General features: G+C 58.0%; 19 protein-coding genes and 2 other RNA genes. 13 read left to right on the forward strand and 8 right to left on the reverse strand.

The annotated features are described in order from the left end of the window. Positions 1-81 precede the first annotated feature (81 nt). From zipA to AD670_RS13500, 7 genes are all read left to right on the forward strand, one after another. Positions 82-945, forward strand: a complete 864-nt coding sequence (gene zipA / locus AD670_RS13475; RefSeq protein ID WP_053132838.1) for a cell division protein ZipA — start codon at positions 82-84, stop codon at positions 943-945. 86 nt (positions 946-1,031) lie between these two features. Continuing rightward, a complete protein-coding gene (gene ligA / locus AD670_RS13480) occupies positions 1,032-3,389 on the forward strand; it encodes an NAD-dependent DNA ligase LigA (protein WP_053132842.1) in 2,358 nt (785 codons plus the stop codon). 118 nt (positions 3,390-3,507) lie between these two features. Continuing rightward, entirely contained in the window at positions 3,508-4,674 is a 1,167-nt protein-coding gene (locus tag AD670_RS13485; RefSeq protein ID WP_053132845.1) for a putative zinc-binding metallopeptidase, read from the forward strand. A gap of 236 nt (positions 4,675-4,910) precedes the next feature. Beyond that, an RNA gene (gene ffs, locus AD670_RS30915) (signal recognition particle sRNA small type) lies at positions 4,911-5,007 on the forward strand. A gap of 80 nt (positions 5,008-5,087) precedes the next feature. Continuing rightward, positions 5,088-6,494 (forward strand): site-specific integrase, encoded by a 1,407-nt coding sequence (locus tag AD670_RS13490; RefSeq protein ID WP_053132847.1) that lies wholly within the window; start codon positions 5,088-5,090, stop codon positions 6,492-6,494. A 181-nt stretch (positions 6,495-6,675) separates the two neighbouring features. After that, positions 6,676-7,206 carry a hypothetical protein gene (locus AD670_RS13495; protein WP_053133373.1) on the forward strand — a complete coding sequence of 177 codons (531 nt, stop codon included), beginning with the start codon at positions 6,676-6,678 and terminating at the stop codon, positions 7,204-7,206. A 58-nt stretch (positions 7,207-7,264) separates the two neighbouring features. After that, a complete protein-coding gene (locus tag AD670_RS13500) occupies positions 7,265-7,486 on the forward strand; it encodes a hypothetical protein (protein ID WP_053132854.1) in 222 nt (73 codons plus the stop codon). Between the two features lie 58 nt (positions 7,487-7,544). Here the strand turns inward: AD670_RS13500 and AD670_RS13505 are convergent, their stop codons facing one another. From AD670_RS13505 to AD670_RS13525, 4 genes are all read right to left on the reverse strand, one after another. Further along, on the reverse strand, positions 7,545-8,033 hold the full coding sequence (locus AD670_RS13505; protein ID WP_053132856.1) for a ribonuclease H: 489 nt from the start codon (positions 8,031-8,033) through the stop codon (positions 7,545-7,547). 454 nt (positions 8,034-8,487) lie between these two features. Next, positions 8,488-9,138 (reverse strand): hypothetical protein, encoded by a 651-nt coding sequence (locus AD670_RS13510; RefSeq protein ID WP_256243904.1) that lies wholly within the window; start codon positions 9,136-9,138, stop codon positions 8,488-8,490. Positions 9,139-9,916: 778 nt separating this feature from the next. Continuing rightward, the gene (locus AD670_RS13520; RefSeq protein WP_053132859.1) at positions 9,917-10,291 is read right to left on the reverse strand and encodes a hypothetical protein; all 375 of its coding nucleotides are present in this window, start codon (positions 10,289-10,291) and stop codon (positions 9,917-9,919) included. Positions 10,292-10,724: 433 nt separating this feature from the next. Continuing rightward, on the reverse strand, positions 10,725-11,303 hold the full coding sequence (locus AD670_RS13525) for a recombinase family protein (RefSeq protein ID WP_053132862.1): 579 nt from the start codon (positions 11,301-11,303) through the stop codon (positions 10,725-10,727). Positions 11,304-11,846: 543 nt separating this feature from the next. Between AD670_RS13525 and AD670_RS30920 the strand changes: the two genes are divergently transcribed. From AD670_RS30920 to AD670_RS13540, 4 genes are all read left to right on the forward strand, one after another. Then, positions 11,847-14,573, forward strand: a complete 2,727-nt coding sequence (locus AD670_RS30920; protein ID WP_172681473.1) for a restriction endonuclease — start codon at positions 11,847-11,849, stop codon at positions 14,571-14,573. A gap of 199 nt (positions 14,574-14,772) precedes the next feature. Next, positions 14,773-14,869, forward strand: an RNA gene (ffs, locus tag AD670_RS30925) — signal recognition particle sRNA small type. Positions 14,870-15,114: 245 nt separating this feature from the next. Further along, positions 15,115-16,161, forward strand: a complete 1,047-nt coding sequence (locus AD670_RS13535) for an N-acetylmuramidase family protein (RefSeq protein WP_053132868.1) — start codon at positions 15,115-15,117, stop codon at positions 16,159-16,161. 1 nt (position 16,162) lies between these two features. Then, positions 16,163-16,750: a hypothetical protein gene (locus tag AD670_RS13540; RefSeq protein ID WP_053132871.1), complete on the forward strand. Its 588-nt coding sequence runs from the start codon at positions 16,163-16,165 to the stop codon at positions 16,748-16,750. Between the two features lie 59 nt (positions 16,751-16,809). Here the strand turns inward: AD670_RS13540 and AD670_RS13545 are convergent, their stop codons facing one another. After that, positions 16,810-17,712 carry a DUF2167 domain-containing protein gene (locus AD670_RS13545; RefSeq protein WP_053132874.1) on the reverse strand — a complete coding sequence of 301 codons (903 nt, stop codon included), beginning with the start codon at positions 17,710-17,712 and terminating at the stop codon, positions 16,810-16,812. A gap of 61 nt (positions 17,713-17,773) precedes the next feature. Further along, the gene (locus AD670_RS13550; RefSeq protein ID WP_053132877.1) at positions 17,774-18,637 is read right to left on the reverse strand and encodes a LysR family transcriptional regulator; all 864 of its coding nucleotides are present in this window, start codon (positions 18,635-18,637) and stop codon (positions 17,774-17,776) included. Between the two features lie 102 nt (positions 18,638-18,739). Between AD670_RS13550 and AD670_RS13555 the strand changes: the two genes are divergently transcribed. Next, positions 18,740-19,699: a DMT family transporter gene (locus AD670_RS13555; RefSeq protein WP_053132880.1), complete on the forward strand. Its 960-nt coding sequence runs from the start codon at positions 18,740-18,742 to the stop codon at positions 19,697-19,699. On the opposite strand, the gene AD670_RS13560 is transcribed toward AD670_RS13555, so the two are convergent. After that, entirely contained in the window at positions 19,613-19,984 is a 372-nt protein-coding gene (locus AD670_RS13560) for a VOC family protein (protein WP_053132883.1), read from the reverse strand. The two genes, AD670_RS13555 and AD670_RS13560, sit on opposite strands and share 87 nt — an antisense overlap. A gap of 54 nt (positions 19,985-20,038) precedes the next feature. Continuing rightward, on the reverse strand, positions 20,039-20,788 hold the full coding sequence (locus tag AD670_RS13565; protein WP_053132886.1) for an ABC transporter substrate-binding protein: 750 nt from the start codon (positions 20,786-20,788) through the stop codon (positions 20,039-20,041). 133 nt (positions 20,789-20,921) lie between these two features. Here AD670_RS13565 and dnaX point away from each other — a divergent pair, with 133 nt between their 5' ends. After that, positions 20,922-22,961, forward strand: a complete 2,040-nt coding sequence (gene dnaX / locus AD670_RS13570; RefSeq protein WP_053132889.1) for a DNA polymerase III subunit gamma/tau — start codon at positions 20,922-20,924, stop codon at positions 22,959-22,961. The last annotated feature ends 34 nt before the right edge of the window (positions 22,962-22,995 follow it).

Consider the following 22,995-nt stretch of genomic DNA (forward strand, 5'->3'; position numbering starts at 1 on the left):
GTTGGCGCCACGTTTTAAAGCGGTTTGCACGGTGCTAAACCCCTTATTTTTCAGCATTTTTTATTAGAGGCACGGGATTACATGGAAATCGGTCTGCGCGAGTGGCTGATCGTCATCGGCATAATTGTCATTGCCGGTATTCTTTTTGATGGCTGGCGCCGCATGCGCGGTGGCAAGGGCAAGCTCAAATTCCGTCTGGACCGCAACCTGTCCAACTTGCCCGACGACGACGGCAGCGCCGAATTGCTGGGGCCGCCCCGTGTGCTGGATACCCATAAAGAGCCGCAACTGGACGAGCATGACCTGCCATCCATGAGCGCGCCTTTGCGTGAAGCCCGTGAACCCTCTTCCAAGCGTGGCAAACGTGCCAGCGCCGGCGTTGCCGAACCCCATCAGGGTGACCTCAACCTCGATGTGGATGAAGGTCCGAGCTTCAGCAGCCGTGACGATGACTTCCCGGATGAAAACGCCGGTAAGAACGCGCCGCGCCAATCGGTCAACGATCAGCCGGCCGCCGAAGAAGTGCTGGTGATCAGCGTGATCTGCCGCGACGCCGCCGGCTTCAAGGGCCCGGCCCTGCTGCAGAACATCCTCGAAAGCGGCCTGCGCTTTGGCGAGATGGATATTTTCCACCGCCACGAAAGCATGGCCGGCAACGGCGAAGTGCTGTTCTCCATGGCCAACGCGGTCAAGCCAGGCACCTTCGACTTGGACGACATCGACCTGTTCAGCACCCCGGCCGTAAGCTTCTTCCTCGGCCTGCCGGGCCCGCGTCACCCGAAACAAGCGTTCGACGTGATGGTGGCCGCCGCCCGCAAGCTGTCCCAGGAGCTCAACGGCGAGCTTAAGGACGACCAACGCAGCGTCCTGACCGCCCAGACCATCGAACACTACCGTCAGCGCATCGTCGAGTTCGAGCGTCGCGCCCTGACACAGAAACGCTGAGGATTGGTTTCCAGCGTTGTCATTAGAATAAGCGCACCAACATTTGAGCAGCTTCGGCTGCTCTTTTGCTTTATGAGAGAACACCCATGACCGCCCCCCACACCCGCATCCTCGAACTGCGCGCTGAACTGGATCAGCACAACTACCGTTACCACGTCCTCGACGAGCCGAGCATTCCGGACGCCGAGTACGACCGGCTGTTCCACGAGCTCAAGGCCCTGGAGGCCGAGCATCCGGACCTGGTGACGCGGGATTCGCCGACGCAGCGGGTCGGCAGCGCGGCGTTGTCCGCTTTTACCCAGGTGCGCCACGAGATCCCGATGCTCAGCCTGGGCAACGCGTTTGATGAAACCACCATGCTGGAGTTTGATCGCCGGGTCACCGAGGGCCTCGACCTGCCGGTGGGCGATCTGTTTGGCGGTGGCGCGGCGGTGGAGTACAGCTGCGAGCCCAAGCTCGATGGCCTGGCGGTCAGTCTGCTTTACCAGGACGGCGAGTTGGTGCGCGGCGCCACCCGAGGCGACGGCACTACCGGCGAAGACATCAGCGTCAACGTGCGCACCGTGCGCAATATCCCGCTGAAACTGCAGGGCAGCGGCTGGCCGGCGACCCTGGAAGTACGTGGCGAAGTGTTCATGTCCAAGGCCGGCTTCGAGCGGCTCAACGCCTCGCAACTGGAGGTCGGCGGCAAGACCTTCGCCAACCCGCGCAATGCTGCGGCCGGCAGCCTGCGCCAGTTGGATTCGAAGATCACCGCCAGCCGTCCGTTGGAATTCTGCTGCTATGGCGTGACCACCGACATCAGCGATACCCATATCGGCAACCTGCAGCAGTTGCAGAAATGGGGCATGCCCATCAGTCATGAGCTGAAGCTGGCCAAGGGCATTCAGGATTGCCTGGATTACTACCGCGATATCGGCGAGCGACGTAACAGCCTGCCGTATGAAATCGACGGCGTGGTGTTCAAGGTCAACAGCATTGCCTCGCAACGTGAACTGGGCTTCCGCGCCCGCGAACCGCGCTGGGCCATCGCGCATAAATTCCCGGCCATGGAAGAACTTACCGAACTGCTCGACGTGGAATTCCAGGTCGGCCGCACCGGCGCCGTAACCCCAGTGGCGCGCTTGAAGCCGGTCAAGGTGGCGGGCGTCACCGTGTCCAACGCCACCCTGCACAACATGGATGAAGTGGCGCGCCTGGGCCTGATGATCGGCGACACCGTGATCATCCGGCGTGCCGGGGATGTCATCCCGCAGGTGGTCTCTGTGGTCACCGAGCGCCGCCCGGAACACGCCCGTGCGGTGCAGATCCCCGAAAGCTGCCCGGTGTGCGGCTCCCACGTGGAGCGCACGCAACTGGTCAAGCGCAGCAAGGGCAAGGAAACCGTCAGCGAAGGCGCGGTGTACCGCTGCGTCGGGCGCCTGGCGTGTGGTGCGCAACTCAAGCAGGCGATTATCCATTTCGTCTCGCGCCGGGCCATGGACATCGACGGGCTCGGTGACAAAACCATCGAGCAACTGGTGGATGAAAAACTCATCGGTTCGCCGGCCGACCTCTACAAACTCAAATATGAGCAGATCATCGACCTGGAAGGCTTTGCCGATATCTCCAGCAAGAAACTGATCACTGCGATCGAAAACAGCAGGACCCCGACCCTGGCGCGCTTTATTTACGCACTGGGCATTCCCGATGTGGGCGAAGAGACCGCCAAGGTGCTGGCGCGCTCCCTGGCGTCCCTTGAGCGCGTGCAGAAGGCCTTGCCGGAAGTGCTGACGTACTTGCCGGATGTGGGCCTGGAAGTCGCACACGAGATCCACAGCTTCTTTGAAGACCGCCACAACCAGGACGTGATCGGCGCGCTGTTGTCGCCGGATGAATGCGGCCTGCAATTGCAGGATCAAGGTGAGCTGAGCGCCGAGTTCGCCGCCAGTACCACTTTGGGCGGCTTCTTGGACAAGCTGCACGTACCCTCCGTGGGCCCTGGCGCTGCGCAGAAACTTGCGGATAAGTTCGGCAGCTTGGAGGGCGTGATCAAGGCGGACTGGCTCGACATGCGCCAGGCGCTGCCGGAGAAGCAGGCCAAGGCTGTGCGCGACTTCTTTGATAACCCGGACAACGCCAGCCGCGCCGTGGCGATTGAGCAGCAGCTCAAGGACTTCGGCATGCACTGGCAGAGCGAGAAGAAGGTGGTCGAAGGCCTGCCCGAAGCGGGGCATACCTGGGTGCTCACCGGCTCTCTGGAACTGATGAGCCGCGACGTGGCCAAGGACAAGCTCGAAAGCCTCGGCGCCAAGGTGGCCGGTTCCGTGTCGGCGAAGACCCATTGCGTGGTGGCCGGGCCGGGTGCCGGCTCCAAGTTGGCCAAGGCCAGCGAACTGGGCTTGAAAGTGCTGGACGAAGAGGCCTTTGTCGCGTTCCTTGCCAAACACAATATTTCGGTCTGACGCGGCGCCTGTGGTGAGCGGGCTTGCCCCTCGCCGCGCTGGGACGCAGCCCCTGAAGAAAGTGGAACGATCCTGAGTCCGAAATGATCTAGTCTCAGTCACCCAGAGAGAGATCGCCATGTTCCGCTACTTCGAGCAACTCAGTTCGCGCATCGCCGCACCGTTCATGGCCGAAACCTCGCGCAACAGCAAGGTGTGGCAGTGTCGGTGCGGGCAATCGCTGTTCTTTCGCAACAGCCAGTGCCTGGCTTGCCAGGCGCTGCTGGGTTATCAGCCGCAGCAAAGCCGCTTGTCCTCCCTGCAGCCTGGGCCCGTGGAAGGCACCTGGCTGCAAGACGACAACCTCGACGCCGGCGCTTTTCGCCGTTGTGCCAACCTCGACACTGCGGCGGCCTGCAACTGGCTGATTCCCGCCCACAGCACTGCGCCGCTGTGTGTGGCGTGCAGCCTCAACCGCACCATTCCCGACCTGTCGGTCCCGGAGAACCCCGAGCGCTGGCGCAAGGTGGAGACCGCCAAGCGTCGGCTGGTGGCGCAGTTGATCAGCCTGGGCCTGCAAGTGGTGCCCAAAAGCGTCGACGAGGACATTGGTCTGGCGTTCGACTTCGTCGGCATCGACCTTGAAGGTAACGCGCCCATGACCGGGCATGCCAACGGTCTGATCACCCTTGACATCAAGGAAGCCGACGACGCCCACCGCGAAAAAATCCGGGTGCAGATGCGCGAACCCTACCGCACCTTGCTGGGCCATTTTCGCCATGAGGTCGGCCACTATTACTGGGACCGCCTGATCGCCAACAGCCACTGGCTGGAGCCTTTTCGCCAGGTGTTCGGCGACGAACGCGCCAGTTACGCCGACGCCCTCGACCAGCACTACCAGAACGGCCCACGCCCCGACTGGCAGCAAACCTGCGTCAGTGCCTACGCCACCATGCACCCCTGGGAGGACTGGGCCGAAACCTGGGCCCACTACCTGCACATGATGGACGCCGTCGACACCGCCCTGGGCTTTGGCATGAGCGCCCGTGAGATGGACCTGGATTACCAGCCATTCCCCCTCACCACGCTCTACGACCCTGAACATCCCGGCGGCGTGGCATTCCTGTCCTTCGTCAACGCCTGGATCGAACTGGCCGGCATGCTCAATGAACTGTCCCGCGCCATGGGCCAGCCCGATTTTTACCCGTTCGTGCTGCCACCGGCGGTGATTGCCAAGCTGCACTTTATTCACCTGGTCATCCAGGAAGAGGGCGGTCGGGCGGATGAGGTGTTGCAGGCACAATGATGAACCAATGTGCGAGGGGGCTTGCCCCTGATAGCGGTGGGTCAGTCACTGATTTATTGGCTGGCAGACCGCTATCGGGGCAAGTCCCCTCCCAAAGGGGATGGCGTAGATGCTGACGGCCATGGCAAGTGCTTGAACCCCTTCATATTTTTAATCCGTCACCAACGGTTGTAACTTCCGATGAGATCGGTACAATGGCCCCGCTTGCCGAGAGGCCAGCGTCGTTATGGTGACCCCATCGGTCCCCCCGCAACGATTACCCGTGAACCTGGTCAGAGCCGGAAGGCAGCAGCCACAGCGGGAACATTGTGTGCCGGGGTGTGGCTGGTGGGGTTGCCTCCAATCATCTAAGTGATTGATTTTTAACGGTTTTTCACCCTTTACCACGCGGTGGTACAAGGAGTGATACATCCGTGTCGACCATCCCGTCCTACCTATTGCTGTCCCGCCACTCGGTCTACTACTTCCGAATCGTGGTGCCGGATGTCATTCGTCCGTTATTCCCCCAAAGAGAAATTCGTCGCTCCCTGCAAACCCGTTGCAAGCGGGAGGCGCTGATTCGTGGGCGTGACATTCTGGCCCAGGTCCAAGGTCTGTTCACGCAAGCGTTCCAGGGAAGTAGACCCTGTGTTGAGCGTCTGCGCGGTGCATGGGAGGCAGGCGGCAAGCGTCTCGCCTGTTGGGCGTCGTGGCTGCGTCAGCAGCAGTTGCTTGGCGTTCCTATGTCTTCGCCTGAAGTCTTGAGGGAAGCGCCCCCAATCGCCGTACAGGCCCCCACAGCACCGCCCTCAGTGATAGCAGATGGGTCTGTGCAGCAATCGCCTGGCTTTCTTGCGGTGGTCGACGAACAACTAGCCCACCAGCGCCGGGAGGGAGTTGCGGTGAAGTCGCTGGATGACAAGCGTGCGGTCGCCGTGCTGCTAACCCGAATCATTGGCGACATGCCTATCGACCAGATAACTCGGAAGGACGCTCATTTGTTCCGGGAGACGGCGCTGAAGCTCCCCCCGCGCCTGCATCAGTTGCCGGACCAACCACTGGAGCAGTCCATCGCGGAGGCGACTACGACCATCAGCGTGACGACCTTCAACAACTACGTGAAGAACCTGACGACCTTCTTTTCGTATGCGGTCAGGGAAGGCTATTGCAGTCGCAATCCGTTCGATGGTCTCCGTGTGCGTATACGGCGCAAGGTCAGCGAGGAGCGAAGCGCTTTCAGTACTGATGACCTGAAGGCGTTGTTTAATGTTGCGACGTATGCACCCGCCCGTGGCCCTAAGCCAAATCAATACTGGCTCCCCCTCCTGGGGCTCTACACGGGGGCCAGGCTTAACGAACTGTGCCAGCTTTACACTGACGACGTGGTGACCATCGACGGTATCGCCTGCATCCACATACGAGCTACAAGGCCGGACCAGAAGCTCAAGACGGCGTCATCCGAGCGACTTGTTCCGGTGCATTCCAAACTTTTAGCATTGGGTTTCCTGGAGTACGTGACGAAGATGAAAGAGGCGGGGAACGAACGTGTTTTCCCGGAGCTGACCTGCCATAAGAAGCACGGATACAGTGCTGCGCCGTCGAAGTGGTTTACTCGGGTGCGTGAACAGTTGGGCTTCCGCGATGACGCTGCCAAGAAGGACTTCCACAGCTTCCGTCACACTTTGGCTGACCATCTGAAACAAAAGGGGGTCGCTGAGTCACTTGTCGGTGGGCTGCTGGGGCATCAGGCTGGAGGCATCACGTTTGGTCGCTATGGTAAGGACTTCAGGCCGGACGTACTGGCACCCGTAATGGAGCTGGTGACCCTTGAGTCTTTCTAGGCGGTGGCTGGATGAAATACTGTCCGGGTGTTCCAGTGTGCTTCAGGAAGCCTTAGCGGGTTGGTTCGGGGCAATGCTTTTGTGAGCCCGCTCTATCTCGTCAGCGTCATGTCCGTTGATGTTGTAGGACGCGCCCAAAATGTATCGGTATCATCCGGGCAACTATGAAAGGGACTTCGACATGCTCAAGAGAATCACACTACTCGCCTTACTGGGAGCGACACTAACTGGTTGCGTCACAGCGCCACCGACGAACTTCTCAGTTCCAGGCGTCCAGCGGGCCACTACCCAGCAAGCATTAGAACTCAAGGCCGTTTCGGTTTCCTATGGCCTACCCAGCGAAGTCAAGGGCGACATTCCAACCTACGGCGAAGGTTTCCCCATCCTGTGGGAGAAGTCGCTGGTGGAAGCGATAGACAAGGCTGGGGTGTTCAGCGACGACGCCCCGGAAAAGGTCAATATCTTCGTCAAGGTGCTTGAGCTAGATCCCCCTGCGGGCGGCATTACTATGGTCACACCGGCACGGGCGCGTTACAGCGTTGTCAGCCGCCGCACAGGGAAGACTTTGTTTGAAAAGGAGGTCTACACCGAGGGCACTGTTCCACCGGGCTACGCCTTCTCCGGTCTGGTGCGCGTAAAGGAGTCGCTCAATCGTTCGGTGCAGGCAAACATTGCCCAGTTTCTTGAGTCGCTATCAGCAGCTAAGCTTTAGCAGTATGGCCCACCTTCCTCTGTAAGTCGGGCCGCACGCAAGCGCAATGGAGGCTGCCATGGGAACAACCGAACATGAGAGACAGGCCGACGCCCACCGTGAAGTAATGGAGCGGCTGTGTCGTGAGTACGGCGAAGCCCTGAAGACCTATGACATGGCGAAGGCGGCGGGGGATTCTGCTTTAGCCGCCCAGTTGGAGCTGGTCGTGGCTGAAAAGTCTAACGTTATGCAGGCCTACATGGAGCGCAACCTGAAGGGCACTGACGCTGTCCTGCACTGAAGCCCTAGCGAAAACGACAGGGGGATGGGCACAGAAGCCCCATCCACCCCGTCAGTGTTTACGCTGCCTCGCCCGCCACGGTCAGTTCATGGACGTACTCGCCGTTGGCTCCACGACAGGCCAGCGTGTCCGCTTCCTCGTTGCCCCGGTTGCCGGTGTGCCCCTCGACCCATACGAAAGTCACCTCCCGTTGCTCTATGAGCTGGTCGATTTGCTCCCATAGGTCGCGGTGCGCAACAGACTTCTTGCTACTGTTCTTCCAGCCCTTGGCCTTCCAGTTGGGCAGCCATTCGTTTGCCCCTTTGACCACAAGCTGGGAGTCGCTGTACAGGGTGATAGGCATTGGGTTATTGCAACGCTTCAGTGCCTCCAGGGCTGCCAGCAGTTCGGCTCTATTGTTGGTCTGAGGCTGGCCACGGGGGACCGGAGCGGCAAGCTTCAATGTCTTTCCTTCGGCGTTGGTGATGTAGGCGCCCCAGCCTGCTTTGGCATTCGGTTTACCGTTGTTCGGGCAGGCGCCGTCGACGTAAGCAATGTACGTGGTCATGGATTGATGTCCTTTGATAATGGTGTTTTGGTAGCTACCGAAGAAGTCGGCTGCTAGACGTGAGGAGTTTTACGTTGAGGGGTAAAGCGCACCGGACCAATTCCCGACATAGGTACAGGTGGACCGCTACGGTGAAAGACCAGGTTATCGTTGGGGGAAGTTCAGGGGCGGCCGTGGTAGACGGCAGTAGCGAAGCTGCTGTCGGCTGCCCAGCGAGGACGACCAACAAGTAAGGAAGGCTTAGAGGGTGGTGTTCGTAGTCAATCCCATAGAAAGAAAGACTGAGTTTTTACTTTGGTTGGAAACTAACGACCTTGTCCCCTTAGCTGGTCGGGATTGTTGGTCAGGCTCGATAGACCCAAACAGCAGCTGCGCTACTGCCCGGTTCACGCCTGCCCTCAGTTGTCTGCTTATATAATATCTAGCAGGAAATTGAGGTCCCGTAATACAAGGGCTACAGGCCAGTTCGACCGCCAAATTCGGCGGGGCTAATGCCAAGCCAATCCGAGTACGCAGCGTCACGGCCTTGGAGGTCGCCTCTCCAGGCGTACCAGGGATGAACCGTGATACGTGTTGGCCATTGGCGTCCTTGGGCCTTGCGCTTCACTATGTTCATGCTTTCCAAGTCCTTGAGCGCGCGCTCAACCGACCTTTGTGGTGTGTCCAAAGCCTTTGCCAGATCTTCAATGCGGCCGAACCAGTAGTTTCTTCCAGACAGGTTCTGAGCAAGGTGGCTCAGCGTGCAAACAGCATTTTTTGTGGCGCAGGTACGAAGCAGGTCAAGTGCTTTTTTTGCGCTGAAGTACTTTTTGTTTAGCCAGGCGTCAAATGGAATCAGAGCTTCAATAAGTTCCTCACTGTCCCTTGCTTGTGTCGGGAGCTTGGTGTCGAGACCTACGTAAACTTCGATCCTACTTACGACTCTGTGCCTAGGAAGCTTGCGAGTGGAGTGGAGGATTAGACCGGTATTTGGGTCCACAAAGTACATGTGGTTCCCGACGGTGACAGCGATGGACGGTCTGCCTGCTGTTGGTTTGAATCGAGTGTTAGTGTCTTGGTCGCTGCGTTGCGGAGCAAGGTCAACATTCATGTTAATTGCGTCCATTCAGCGACTCCGCACAACTGAGCCCAGGGTGCGCCAGTAAGGCGCCTCCAGGTCGGACTTGAGGAGCTCGAGCATGTCTGCGTCGCTCCACGTAAGGCCAGTGACCAGAGCCAGCTCCAGGGCTTCAGCAAGCCGTGTGTCGCGCCCTTTACGCCCACTGATAGCAGTGGCAAGACAGGTCAGGCGGGCAATGTGGTCCGCACGTAGGTGTAGATTGAGGCGCACAAGGCGCACGGGTTGTTTCATGGGATAGAGGTCCAGTGATAGCGAACGCCAAAGCCCCGCCATGGGGTTCCAGGCAGGGTCAATGGTTTGCAGAAGTTGGGTTTTGAGGTGCAGCCGGACGGGACGCCGGTGCGGGTTACACAAGGAAGGGCCCTAATTCCCCCTAGATCGTTTAAGGGGGCGACGGGTGCTTTCTACAAGGACTGGCGTTAATTGCCGCTTTATTGGCTGAAGCCCAGCAGGGCCAAGGGTTACAGAGGAATCGGCGGGGTGTTGTGCGAAGGTGGAGATTCTGCCAATTGTCTGAGTGCATTTGGCCCTTTTCACGCATTTGCTTGAAAGGAAAAGTTGATGCGCGACAGGAGCCTTATCCAGTGATAGCAAATGCAGGTGCCATGCCGGCGTGAGTAATGGATTGCACTAAGGACGATTGCGCCAGAGCTGGGTGCGGTGACGGATGTCACCAGTACAAGGAAGGGCGAAATATCGACCGGAAAGCTGCCAACCTTAACAAACCGAAAAATGGACGGACCGGCAGCTCCTGGTAGCCTGCCTAGCCTTTGACGGTGTTGAGCCCGTGATGAGTGTTGTCCTGGGGGGCTGGCGCCCTCCACCCGGCGCGCCAGAGATTACGGTTAGCAGTAGCGTCACCGTCGTGCTTGTACTTGTGTTCTGAACCACGGGCCTTCATGTGCACCGGGAGAACTATCAGGCCCGTTTTGAGATATTCCTCGAGCAGGTGCTTGGCCTGGGTTATGACCTTCTTTCTTGGCAGTCCACCGTTCTTTGCTGCTCTGAGCGCAGAACCATTCATTTGAAGAGCCTTATAGATGCAAAGCTTGTGAAGAAGCTTGTAAGCACTTTCACCACCGCTGATTTTAACCCCAGCAGTTTTGAGCTCATCAATTACCAGTTGAAATGGATGCACATCTAAACCTCCAGCTTCGGCCTTCACACTCTAGATTTTTACGTCGGCTGACAACCCGCCTCACGTTCTTGAGCGTTGCGCCATTGGATTTGGCTGGGCGGTTTTCTTCGACATTTGGGCCCCGCCCAGGTTTTGGGAGAGCCATTTTTAGCAGTCTTGAAGGTTCCGAAACAGTCTGTTTAGGAAGTGTGATAACGTTCAGTCTGTGACCTGTAACCCATGTAGCTACGGGCCTCAGTTATGCGTCGACATCAACGATCCCGGAACCGGGATTGTCTATTCCTACAGGACTGGAGACCGTCTAGGTAGTCAGCGGCGAAGCTAGTCAGCATTACAACATGCTCAAGACCGCTTCCATGACTGATCCGGTGAAACCTGAAGCGTCGTTGCTCGTGATAGCTGACGTCCCTCTGAGCGGAACTTATGAGCGCACTCAAGCGATACTTTGGGAAGTTCTGCAAGCCCGTTTAACAGTGGCTATCGAAACTTTCCAGTGCTCAGCAGTAGCTGCAATGCTTGAGCCTGTCTCCTTCCTCCATGCGGCAATAGCCAGGTCGTCGTGTTTCTTGGGAGCACCCAGCTTTCGACCGTCAGCCTTGGCTTTCTCAATGCCGGCCATTTGTCGGGCCCGGATGTTCTCCCTCTCCAATTCGGCAACGCCGGCCAGGAGTGTCAGCATTAATTTCCCCGTAGGGCTGGATAGATCGAAGCCTTCCCGCATGGATATAACCGTGATTCCCTTAGACTTCAGTGCTTCGACCGTCTCCAAAACGTCGATTGTGCTCCGCCCCAGTCGGTCAATTGCGGAGACCACAACGATGTCGCCTTTCCTTGCGTAGCTGAACAGCGCTGAGAAGCCTTTCCGATGCAAAGCCTTCGTTGTGCCGCTTGTGGCTTCGTCGGTGAACCAGCCGTCATCCGAGACGTTGTAGCGCTGGTTGATAGAGTGGCGCTGTGCCTCGACGGACTGACCATCGGAGCTGACGCGGGCATAGGCAATGGTGGCGGACATGGACGGGTTTACCTGGCTCAGAACGTTAGCTCGCAAATCTACGACATGGCTCGTATAAAATCAACACATCTGAGCTAGCGTGGAGACGCCGAATCTTCATCATCGTCAAACGCCTCCCGGCTTAGCTCATAAGGTGTACTTACTGAGCTAGGTCAGGCGGAGAGGGGGCGCTTCGATTCCGTTTTATCAACGGGGAAATAGATTCCGGACCCTGGAGTGTAGTGACGACCAGACGTGTGTATTGAGATAGAGCATTCCCCCGATGTCGTGGCGTTTTCCACCTCCCCAGGGGGGGGAATAAGCAGAAGCAAATATTACTAAATGGGATATAGATTTTTGCTCAAAAAATAGTCACAAGTGGTTGGGCTCTCGTCCGTCGTCGCGTTGCTAAGAGTCCTCTCCGCTAAAGGAGAAGCTGAAGAACGAAACGGATGGCTCTAGCTTAGAATAAACATCCATTCCTCTATCGTACGGAGGCGTCTCTTGTGGTTAGATGCCGCTTACCAGTAGGTAATCTTTACTCTGATGGATCAAGAGGCACGCATGACCGACCATTCACCAGCATTCGACATTTCGCCGCCCAGAATCGTTATTGTAGCTAAGGGCGACACCCCCCAGTCTCAAGCAACCGCTAGGGGGCATTTATTTGAGAAGTTTGTCGCGAAGCTATTTGGTGCATACGGTTGTGAAGAACCACGGACGGAGAACCTCAACGTACGTCAGAATGGGTATGAGCTTGACATATCTACCAAGATTGTTTTGTCCAGGGAGTCGGCAATTGCTGAATGTAAAGCCTATAGTTCACCGCTCCAGTTAAAGGAGTTAAGTAATTTTTACGGGAAGCTTTCTACGGCCCGACTTGATGAGCCAGCTGTACATGGATGGTTTGTTGCAATTCCCGGGCTAACTGCGGACGGGAATCGAATGGCGAAAAAAATAGAAGGCGCAGACCCGCGTTTTCGTTTGATAACCGTTCTTGACATATATCAGCTTGTATTGAGAAACCGCTGGGTAAAAGAGTTGACCCCTGAGAGTGGTGCAATTCTATCGGATTATGGTGTTCTTATCACTGAAGCTGGCTTGTACACAGTTGCGAAGCAATTGGATCCTACTACAAGAATGCCGGTTAAAATTTTATTCCGGTCCGGCGGCGCTCCTTTAGATTTAGAAAGTGTCAACTTGCTTGGTTCAAGTGACTACGGCGCTGGCTTGCCTGTACATGATTGCGACGCCACATCCCAAGTAATTCCAAGTTCCGCAAGCGTGGAAGCTCCAGCATTAGTGACAGTAGTGGGGAGTAGGGAAGATTTTGAGTATCAGTTTCCCGCAGCCCCTGAATTTTTCGTGGGTCGAAAAGATATTTTACAGCGGATTAAGAAGGCAAGTGAAGATGCCGGTTTAAAAGGTAGTGTTGTTGTCTTGAATGCTCAGTCAGGTTGGGGCAAAAGCTCACTCGCCTTGCGCCTAGCTCATCAGGCGGAGAAAAGTGGTGGCGCAGCTGTGGTTTTCGATACACGAACTGCTACTACTCCGGCGTATGTTGCAGCGGCTTTGCGCCGGGCTTTAACGCAAGCAGAGGCGAAAGGTAATCTTGTCCTACCAGTAGAGTCTTCTTTCGCCTCACTTCAAAGTGCAATCAGTACCATAAGGCTATGTGTATGGAGTTCTCATGCGCCGTTGGCTATTTTTTTCGATCAGTTTGAGAACGTATTTAGGGATCCAAGGTTAACGCAAGAGTTTCGCGATCTAGCTTTGGCTGTTAGGGAACTGCCGGTCCCTATTTTACTGGGGTTCTCTTGGAAGACAGATTTGGTAGGCCTTACAGAGAGCTACCCTTATCGATTGCGAGACGAGATTCGCGGTGTGGCAAATGTCATTTCTATAGAGCCCTTCGGTCCGAAAGATGTTGGTACTCTTTTAGCGCGTTTGGCGAAGGCAGCACAAACTTCATTGTCGACGGATCTTAAACAGCGATTAAGGGAGTATTCTCAGGGGTTGCCATGGCTGCTTAAAAAGCTCGCAAGCCACATTTTGAAGCAGCTGCAAGCGGGGACGACCGAAGAGACTTTGCTGTCTGAGTCTTTGAATATTGAGGAGCTGTTCGAACAGGATTTGGCGGGTTTGCAGTCAGCAGAAATTGATGCGCTGAAGACCATTGCACGAGAAGCTCCGGTTTTGGTTAGTGATATTGTTGAACGAGTGAGTCCTGATGTAATTCAGTCTCTAGTTGACCAGCGTTTAATTGTCCGTGTTGGTGAAAGAGTCGATGTTTATTGGGATATTTTTCGGGAGTTTTTAATTAGTGGTAAGGTTGCTGTAGAAGATACCTATATCCTGCGGATGCGCCCGCCTTCAACTTCCAAGCTGCTACAATACTTGGTTTCTAAAGGTGGCGAGGTCACTGCCGCTGAAGCTGCTCAGCACTTGTCTATGTCCCTGCACGTGGTGTTCAATACGTCTAGAGAGCTGCGTCAGTTAGGTATATTAGTGCCTAAATCAGGTTCGATGCTGTTGGCGGAGCAGTTTAGGTCGGGCGTCATTGTTGAGTCCGATTTAAGGGCTCGCGTTGCGAAAGCGCTGAAACGTCATACGGTATTTACTAAGATTCAAGAGGTTATTGGTCTTGCGTCTATTCCGGAAATTAGCATTGATACACTCGCTCGAGAAATGCCCGCCTTGTTTCCAGCATTGGAAGCTACGCACAATACTTGGCGTATATATGCCCTGTCTTTCATTTCTTGGTTGGACTATTCAGGCTTGATGCAGCTTCGGGGGCAGTTCCTAGGCCCATCGAAAACCACTCCCTCCACCAATATTCTTGGTAGGATTGAGCCCGGAAGGCGGACTAGGACATTTCCTCAGTGTAGTCCACAACCCGCCCTTGAATATTTGCGCAGTAGGGTTTCATTGTCCCCTTCGACATTCAGTAGTTCTGTAGAGCAGAAGGCTCAAAATGATTTAATACTATTGGGCGTTTTAGATGTAAAAAACGAACTTGTTAATACGAGTTTAGCATCCAAGCTGTTAAATCCAGAATCAATGCAGGATGCGCTACTGGAAGCTTTACACTGTGTGCCAGGTGGCGCCGCTGCGATTAGTTTATTAAAGGCGAATAGCTCTTCAGACGCGATGTCTGTCGGTGAAGTGCTTCGCGATGCCTATGGGGCGCGTTGGGCTGACGCAACGAAGAGAATTGCCGGTACTAAGTTTCGAGCTTGGGTTGCGCATGCGGGGTTGGAGGTCGTAAAGGCGAGGAAAGCGGTAATTTGATTTCGGCAGGGCTGGGCTTTAGGTTTCAAGAAACGGCTCGGCTTTTTGGGTTTCAGGTGGTACAAAAGGGAGGCAGATAGGTGATACAAATGGCTTGCGCGGCGCCCCTTCACACGCCTTACAATGACGCCAAATTCACATCCGCGTGATGGTGATGAATCGTACGGAGCATCGCTTGGAAGCTCTAGGATGGTGACCCCATCGGTCCCCCCGCAACGATTACCCGTGAACCTGGTCAGAGCCGGAAGGCAGCAGCCACAGCGGGAACATTGTGTGCCGGGGTGTGGCTGGTGGGGTTGCCTCCATAACGCTCTTCCTTGCAATACCCCCTTCGATTCAAATCCAAATGACTTATTTCCAGTCAACTGCCGATGTTTTTATTGCGCAGTCGATGACGGCTGTTTCACAACTTTCCAAGCCCCCTCTGGACAACCCCAAACCGCCTTGTTAGTTTCCGCCGGCCACTTGTTTCATAATATGACAAGGGCGTCGACTTGATATTGAAGTGCTATCACTTCTTTAACTAACAAGGATGTCTGTGATGAAAAGCCTGCAAGGTTTACCTCGTCTTATCAGTGCTTCGGTAGGCGCTCCGGGTAAAGCCCGCAACTTGCCCGCCGATGTGCAGTGCATCCAGTATTTATTCAATCTGATCATTCCCAAGATGGGTTTCCCGCTGGCCGAAAACGGTAAATGCGACGGCCAGTTGGTGCAGTGCATCAGCCAGTACCAATTCCGCCATCTCAAATACGCTCACCCCGATGGCGTGATCGATCCCACCGGTCGCACCTTCAACAGCCTGATCGAGGAAGCGGTGAAAGTGCCGGTGAAGGCCTTTCCGGCAATGCGTATTCCCACTTTTCTCAACGCCTTTGGCAACAACCAGGGCGATGCGGTGCAGGCCACAGTCAATGTGTACCTGGAGCGCATGCGCGCGATGATCGAGGCCGAGCGGCGTAACCGGCAATTAATGCTCCAGGCCACGTGCGACGGGGGTATGACGCTCAGCGAGACGGACTTCCAGAACGCCGCCACGCAGTTAGGCAGCGGTATTTCGGTGAATATCATCAAGGCCTTCGCCACCGTCGAGTCCGGTGGGCGTTCGGGGTTCGGCCCGGCCAAGTTGCCGGTGATCGCGTTTGAAGGGCACTTGTTTCGCAAGTACACCAAGCACATCTACGACCAGGCGCATCCGCTGCTGTCCTACCCCTACAAGAAAAAGGCCGGGCCGCAGTGGCAGACCAACAACAAGGACCAGACCAAGGCGTGGGAAACCATGGCCACCGCGTTTGCTCTGGATCAGGAAGCGGCACTCATGTCAGCTTCGTGGGGCATGTTCCAGATCATGGGCTTCAACTTTGCCTCGTGCGGTTACAAGACGGTGTTTGAGTTTTCGGCGGCATTAAAAGTGAATGCCGGCAACCAACTAAAAGCGTTCCTGGGCTTTTGCAGCAAAAGCCCGGCATTGATGAAGGCCATGAAAGCCAAGGACTTTACCGGCATGGCGCGTAACTATAACGGCGAGGACTACGGCAACTACGACGTCCTTATGCAGAAAGCCTACGAAAAACTTGAAGGGAAAAAATAGGATGATCCGTTTTCTAGCAATCGGTGTGTTGTCGTTGTGCGCCGTGGGGCCCGCCTTGGCTGGTTCGGCTGGGTTGCATTCGGGCAAGTACGAAGGGCTGATGCTGGCAGTGACGCCGGAGCATCAGGTCGAAGGGTTCTATTCGGAAGCCATGGGCGAGGGCGTCACCCGCAGTTGCGCGTTTTATCTGCAAGGCAAGCCTGAGGCGCTCACCACTTGGCTCGATGAGGCTCATCCCGGCAGCGTGGCGCCTTCGTCCGATGGCGTCACCCTGACGGTGGAAGAGGGCCGCCAGCACCCAGGCTGCATGAACGTGCTGATGCCGGAGATTGCCACTGGCCTGGACCTGACCCAGACCGCCAGCAAAAAATGGATCGGCCTGGTGACGGTCTCTGCCGACAAGGCTTACCTGCTGAAAACCCCAGGCGCCAAGGCGGCCAAGCGTCCGTATATCGTCAAGCGCGATGTGGTCGGTGTGCTGGCCTTCAAGGACGGCTGGGCCCAGGTCGAATTCATCAATGCCGAGGACCGCTCGTTCAGTGGTTGGATCAGCCAGGATCAATACAGTCGCCTGGCCGCGCCTAACTGAGTCATCCGCCAAAACGCCGCAGTGTGCCGGGCACGCTGCGGCGTTTTGGTGTCTGGGGTTCAGGCCTTGTTGCGGTTGAACAGCTTGCGAATCAGGGCGAGCAGCGCCACCACACCGATCACCAGAAACTTCTTCGCGGCAAGCAGGAAGATACCGATCTTGGCAAATAGCCCGGCCTTGGCGGCAATCCCGCCGGCAACCAACGCGGCGAGGCCGTAAGTGGCGAGCTTGTCGGTTTTCGGGTTGAAGTCGGTATAGAGGTTGCCGTCGGTGAAGTTGGTAAAAGCCAGGACCTTGGGCAGTTCCTGTTTGATGGTGGCCAGGTCGGCCATGGCGGCGACGGCATTGAGTTCCAGCACCCCTTCACGGCCCAACACGCGGATGCTGTAGTTGAGGGTGGTCTGGTCGGCGTCGTCGGCTTTCAGTTCGCGGGCCCAGTACATCTTGTGGGTGGTGTCGTCGTAGTGTGGCGGCTCGGCCCAGCCCAGCAGATGCAGGCCGGCGTAGCCTTGTTTCTGGCGCTCCTGGTTCTCTGCTTCATCTTCTTCCTGCATCTGCTTGAGCAGGTCGGCGTAGTCGATTTTTGCCGCATCTTCGTCGGAAATATGCCCATCAGCCTTGTAGCTCACGATCACGCCCCAGCCGCGTTCCGACAACGGGCTGACGGCTTTGGGCACGATCATGCCGAGGGTCTTGAAGCCCGGCGGGTTACCCCAGCCGTCGGTCAGCAGACGCTCGGTATCGGCAGGGTCGAGGTAGTAGAACTCGTCGTTGAGCTTGAGGGTGGCAATGCCGCTGGGCAGGGTGACCGTGCCGGTCTTTTGCTTGAGTGACGCCAGAAAGTGTTCCGCCGTTTCGGCGGGTGCGCTGGCTTCAACGGGGGCAGGCGCGGCAGCAGCAACGGCGGGTGCAGCAGGCAGGCTCAGGGCGGCTGCCGCTAACAACAAGCGGAAGTAATTCATGGTAGTCCCTTACATTTTGAATTAATTTCGCGAGAGGATAACCGAAACAACATGTTGCGAGTTAGCCGAACGTCTCCCGCAACAGCCCGGCGAATGCATCCCTGGCCAGATGTCGCTGGGTGTCCTTGTGCCAGAACAGCAGGTTATCCACGGCCGCCAGCTCTTCAAATCGATAAGACGCCAGCTGAGTGGCCTGCTCATAACGGGCCAGGATGCCTTCCGGTGCCAACGCCACGCCAATCCCGGCGCTGACGCAGCCGATGATCGTGCCCCAACTGGCATAGCTGGCGATGCTCGGCTTGAAGTCATGGGGCTTGACCCAGTTTTCCAGTGCCGCGCGATACGGGCAGCCGGGTGGCCAGACCAGCAAGGTGCGGCCGGCGAGGTCCTTGGCGCCATTGATGGGTGCACTCGACGCGCTGGCGATCAGCACCAGGCGCTCGCTGTAGACCACGCTGTGTTCGAGCTTGGGGCGCTTGTCGCCGGCGGCTACCAGCGCCACGTCCAAGCGATGGTGTTGCAGGTCGTCGAGCAAGGGGCCCCAGGCACCCGTCACCAGTTCCAGGCTGACATTGGGATAGCGCCGGTGATACTCCGCCAGCAGTGGCGGCAAACGCCCGCTGGCGCTGGACTCCACCGCGCCGATCCGCAAGGTGCCACGGGGAATCGCGTTGGCGTCCACGGCGCGTTTGGACTCATCCACCAGCGCGAGAATGCGCTCGCAGTAATCCAGGAAAATCTCACCGGCGGCACTGATGGCCAGCCCACGCCCGGCGCGGATGAATAGGGGGGTGCCCAGCTCACCTTCCAGCTGCTTGATGCGCGTGGTGACGTTGGACGGCACGCAATGCAGCATTACAGCTGCTTGGGCCACGCTGCCGGTTTGCGCCACGGCTCGCACCATTTTCAGTTGGGCCAGTTCCATTGCTCAGTTCCAGTGATTGCAGAAGTCAGAAACGGTTAATTGTCCTGCGCCTTACTCGGGCCAAGACTGACGGCACTCCTTCCCAGTTTCTGGACGCCGTCGATGAATAGCCCTTCACCCGTAAAGCTTACGCTAGTCATCGCCAGCGTCATCCTGTGTTGGGCCTATTCGCCGATTGGCGTGCACATGGGGCTGCACAGCTACAGCCCCGGCCAATTGGCGTTGTTAAGGTTTTTGATTGCGTCGGTGTTCATGGGCGGTGTGGCGCTGGTGATGGGCATCGGCCGACCGCACCTGCGCGATGTGCCCTGGTTGCTGGTGTTGGGGTTCTTCGGCGTGTTCCTGCATCACACTGCGATCAATTACGGACAGCAATGGGTAACGGCGGCGGCGTCCAGCGTGCTCGCGCAGTCGGCGCCGCTGTTCAGTGTGCTGATCGCGTTTTTCTGCTTGAAGGAGCGGGTCAGCGCCTGGCGCTGGGGCTGCGTATTGCTGGGGCTGCTCGGCGTAGTGGTGGTGATCTGGGGGGATCAGGGTCTGGGAGAGATCGACCCGCGTGGCTTGTTGATCCTGCTGGCGGCGGTGTCGTGGAGCGTGTATTTCGCTCTGCAGAAACACTATGCCCACCGTTACAGTCCGTTGACCATGGCGTGCTACATGGTGTGGGCCGGCACCCTGATGCTGTGTGTGAACCTGCCGGGCCTGTCTGCTGCGGTGGTGCAGGCGCCGTTGGCGGAGAACGGGGCGGTGCTGGTGCTCGGTATTTTTCCCAGCGCCTTGGCGTATCTGGCCTGGGGGTACGTGTTGAAACATGTGGAGGTCAGTCGCGCGTCGGTGGCGATGTACCTGATCCCGCCAGTGGCGATGCTGATGGCCGCGACATTGCTGGGCGAACACATCGCCTTGCAGGTGATGCTGGGCGCTGTGATCGTGCTGGCCAGTGTGGCGGCCATCAGCCTGGAGGGGCGCTGGCGGTCAGTCGTTCAGGCTAAACGCGCGCAAGCGGTGGCCATCGAGGTCCTGGGCGACAAAGGTGTAGCCGAAATCCAAAGCCGTCGGTGATTGGACAATCCGGGCGCCTCGCTCGACCCATAGGTCGTGCAGCGCGTCCACGGCCGCCGTGTCGGGCAGCGAGAAACCCACTTCACCGCCACCCCCCGTGAACTGCGCCGCCGGCTCCACGGTGTGACGTGACCACAGCCCCAGCTTTACGCCATTGTCGAGAATGAACAGGGCAAACGTCGGGTTGAGCTCCACCGGTGGCTTGTCCAGCAGGCGACTATAGAAGTTGGCGCTGGTGGCCGGGCTGTCGACGTACAACAGGAAGTAATGGGCGACGGTATTCATGCGGGCTCCTTGAGAACGGGCGTTTGAGAGCGCTGAGTCTATAAGGCCGCACTGTCAGTTCTTGTCAGGAGTCTCGCCGGTGTACAGCTTGATGATTTCATCGATCTCGCCGGACATTTTCATTCGCAGCAGGGTGCGCAGGATCCGTTGCACTGGTACGTCGGGGTCATTGCGCACGGTGCAGCCGATCTTCTGCTCATCAATTACCGCGACCTTATGCAGCTTCTTGCCCACCGGCATGCGCTGGTTGAAACGGTCGAGTATCCATTCGTTGCTCACCGCAAACTTGAAACGTCCGGCCACCAGTTTTTGCAGCACCTGCTCTTCGCTGCGCGCATCGTCACGGGCCAGTTGGCCGCTGGCAAACAGCGGGTCGAGGCTGGTGTAGCGATAGTTGAGCACGGTCCCGATCGATTGGGGCGCCAACTTGCTCGCCTGCACCGGCTGCACGGGCTCCTGGGTACTGACCAGCAGGTTGCGCTGCACCATCAGCGGGATGCTCCAGGTGTAATCGCCGGACATATTTTCGAACCAGGCCTGGGTGACGTAACAGCGCACGTCTATATCGCCATTTTGCATGGCCGTCGAGATACGCGCCCGCGCCAGTACGTGGAACTGCGCTGGCCGACCGACCTGGGTGGCCAGGCTCAACATCAGGTCATATAAAATGCCTTGGGTGGGCCGGCCGTCCTCCAGTTGCACCATGGGCATCGCCCAGCTGTCGGAAACCGAGAAACGCAGCGGTGCAGGCGCCGCCAGGCAAGCCGTGGTCATCATCCATAAAGTGCCCAGGACTACGCGCATACACTCTCCGGGTTCAGGCCTTTTCGGGGCCAATCAGCAGAGCTTAGTCAGATTAGACGAGCGTGCCGGATGCAATTTCCCCCTTGCTCCGCTAGCATTACCGGCTCCCGCTTCCCAGTTGCGACGGTTTTCGATGAGTTATCAGGTTCTTGCACGTAAATGGCGTCCGCGCTCGTTCCGCGAAATGGTCGGCCAGACCCATGTGCTCAAGGCTCTGATCAATGCCTTGGACAGCCAACGGCTGCACCACGCCTACCTGTTCACCGGTACCCGGGGGGTGGGCAAGACCACCATTGCGCGCATCATCGCCAAATGCCTGAACTGTGAAACCGGTATCACTTCGACGCCCTGCGGCACCTGCTCGGTGTGCCGCGAGATCGACGAAGGGCGTTTCGTCGACCTGATCGAGATCGACGCCGCGAGCCGCACCAAGGTCGAAGACACCCGCGAGCTGCTCGACAACGTGCAGTACGCGCCGAGCCGTGGACGCTTCAAGGTCTACCTGATCGACGAAGTGCACATGCTCTCCAGCCATTCCTTCAACGCTTTGTTGAAAACCCTGGAAGAGCCGCCGCCCTACGTCAAATTCATCCTGGCCACCACCGACCCGCAGAAACTTCCTGCAACGATCCTGTCGCGGTGCCTGCAGTTCTCCCTGAAAAACATGACCCCCGAGCGCGTGGTGGAGCATTTGACCCACGTGCTGGGCGTCGAGAACGTACCGTTCGAAGATGACGCACTGTGGCTGCTCGGCCGCGCCGCCGATGGTTCGATGCGCGATGCCATGAGCCTCACCGACCAGGCCATCGCCTTTGGTGAAGGCAAGGTCATGGCCGCCGATGTGCGCGCCATGCTCGGCACTCTCGACCACGGCCAGGTGTTCGACGTGCTGCACGCGCTGATCGAGGGCGATGCCAAGGCGTTGCTCGAAGCGGTGCGCCACCTGTCGGAGCAAGGTCCGGACTGGAACGGCGTGCTCTCGGAAATCCTCAATGTGTTGCACCGCGTCGCTATCGCCCAGGCGTTGCCGGAAGGTGTCGACAACGGCCATGGCGACCGCGACCGCGTGTTGGCCCTGGCCCAGGCGTTGCCGGCCGAAGACGTGCAGTTCTACTACCAGATGGGCCTGATCGGTCGTCGCGACTTGCCTTTGGCACCGGACCCGCGCGGAGGCTTCGAGATGGTCCTGCTGCGGATGCTGGCGTTCCGACCGGCGGATTCGGCCGAGGCGCCGAGACAGCCGCTAAAGCCAGTGGGGATCAGCCAGGCCACAGTTGATTCCGCCAAACCAGTGGCTGGCGTGGCGGTGGTCGCGCCAGTGGTTGCTGCCCCCGTTGAGCCGACGCCTGAGCCAGCCCCCGTGGCTGCGCCTGAGCCGGTTGTCGAGCCCGAGCCTGTGGTCGACCTGCCCTGGAACGCCCCGGTAGAAGCCGAGGCCGAGGCTGAAGTCGAGCAGCAGCCTTACGTCGAGCCCGTACTGGAAACCACCGGCGAGCAGCCCGAGTTGACGCCGATGCCGGCACCGACGCCGGACAGCGTGGTGCCGGCCGCGCCTGAGTGGGTGTCGGCTCCGGTGCCCGAGCCGACCGTCGCCCAGGTCGAAGCCGCAATCCCGGGCATCGACCTCGACGACGAACCGCCGCTGGACGAAGATTACATTGAGCCGGACATGGATTCGGCCTACAGCTACCTGGACGACCTGGCCAGCGAGCACACCGCCGAACCGGCCCCGGAGCCCGAGGCAGAACCTGCTGCTGCGCCGGCCACCGGCCTGGCCCTGCAATGGCTGGAGCTGTTCCCGAAACTGCCGATTTCCGGCATGACCGGCAGCATCGCCGCCAACTGCACCCTGATCGCCATCGACGGCGACCACTGGCTGTTGCACCTGGACCCGGCCCACAGCGCGCTGTTCAACGCGACCCAGCAACGGCGCCTCAACGATGCCCTGAACCAGTACCATGAGCGCACGCTGACCATCACTATCGAGTTGATCAAGCCCGAGCAGGAGACCCCGGCCCAGGCTGCCACCCGTCGGCGTATCAATCGCCAGCGTGAGGCTGAGGACTCGATCCACGGCGATCCGCTTATCCAGCAAATGATGCAACAGTTCGGCGCGGTCGTGCGTCACGATACTATTGAACCTGTCGAAGCCCCGGTGCCCCAGGCGTCCTGACACCGGGCTACTCATTGATCCACGTACTTTTGAG

Source organism: Pseudomonas sp. MIACH (assembly GCF_001269925.1).
GTDB lineage: Bacteria > Pseudomonadota > Gammaproteobacteria > Pseudomonadales > Pseudomonadaceae > Aquipseudomonas.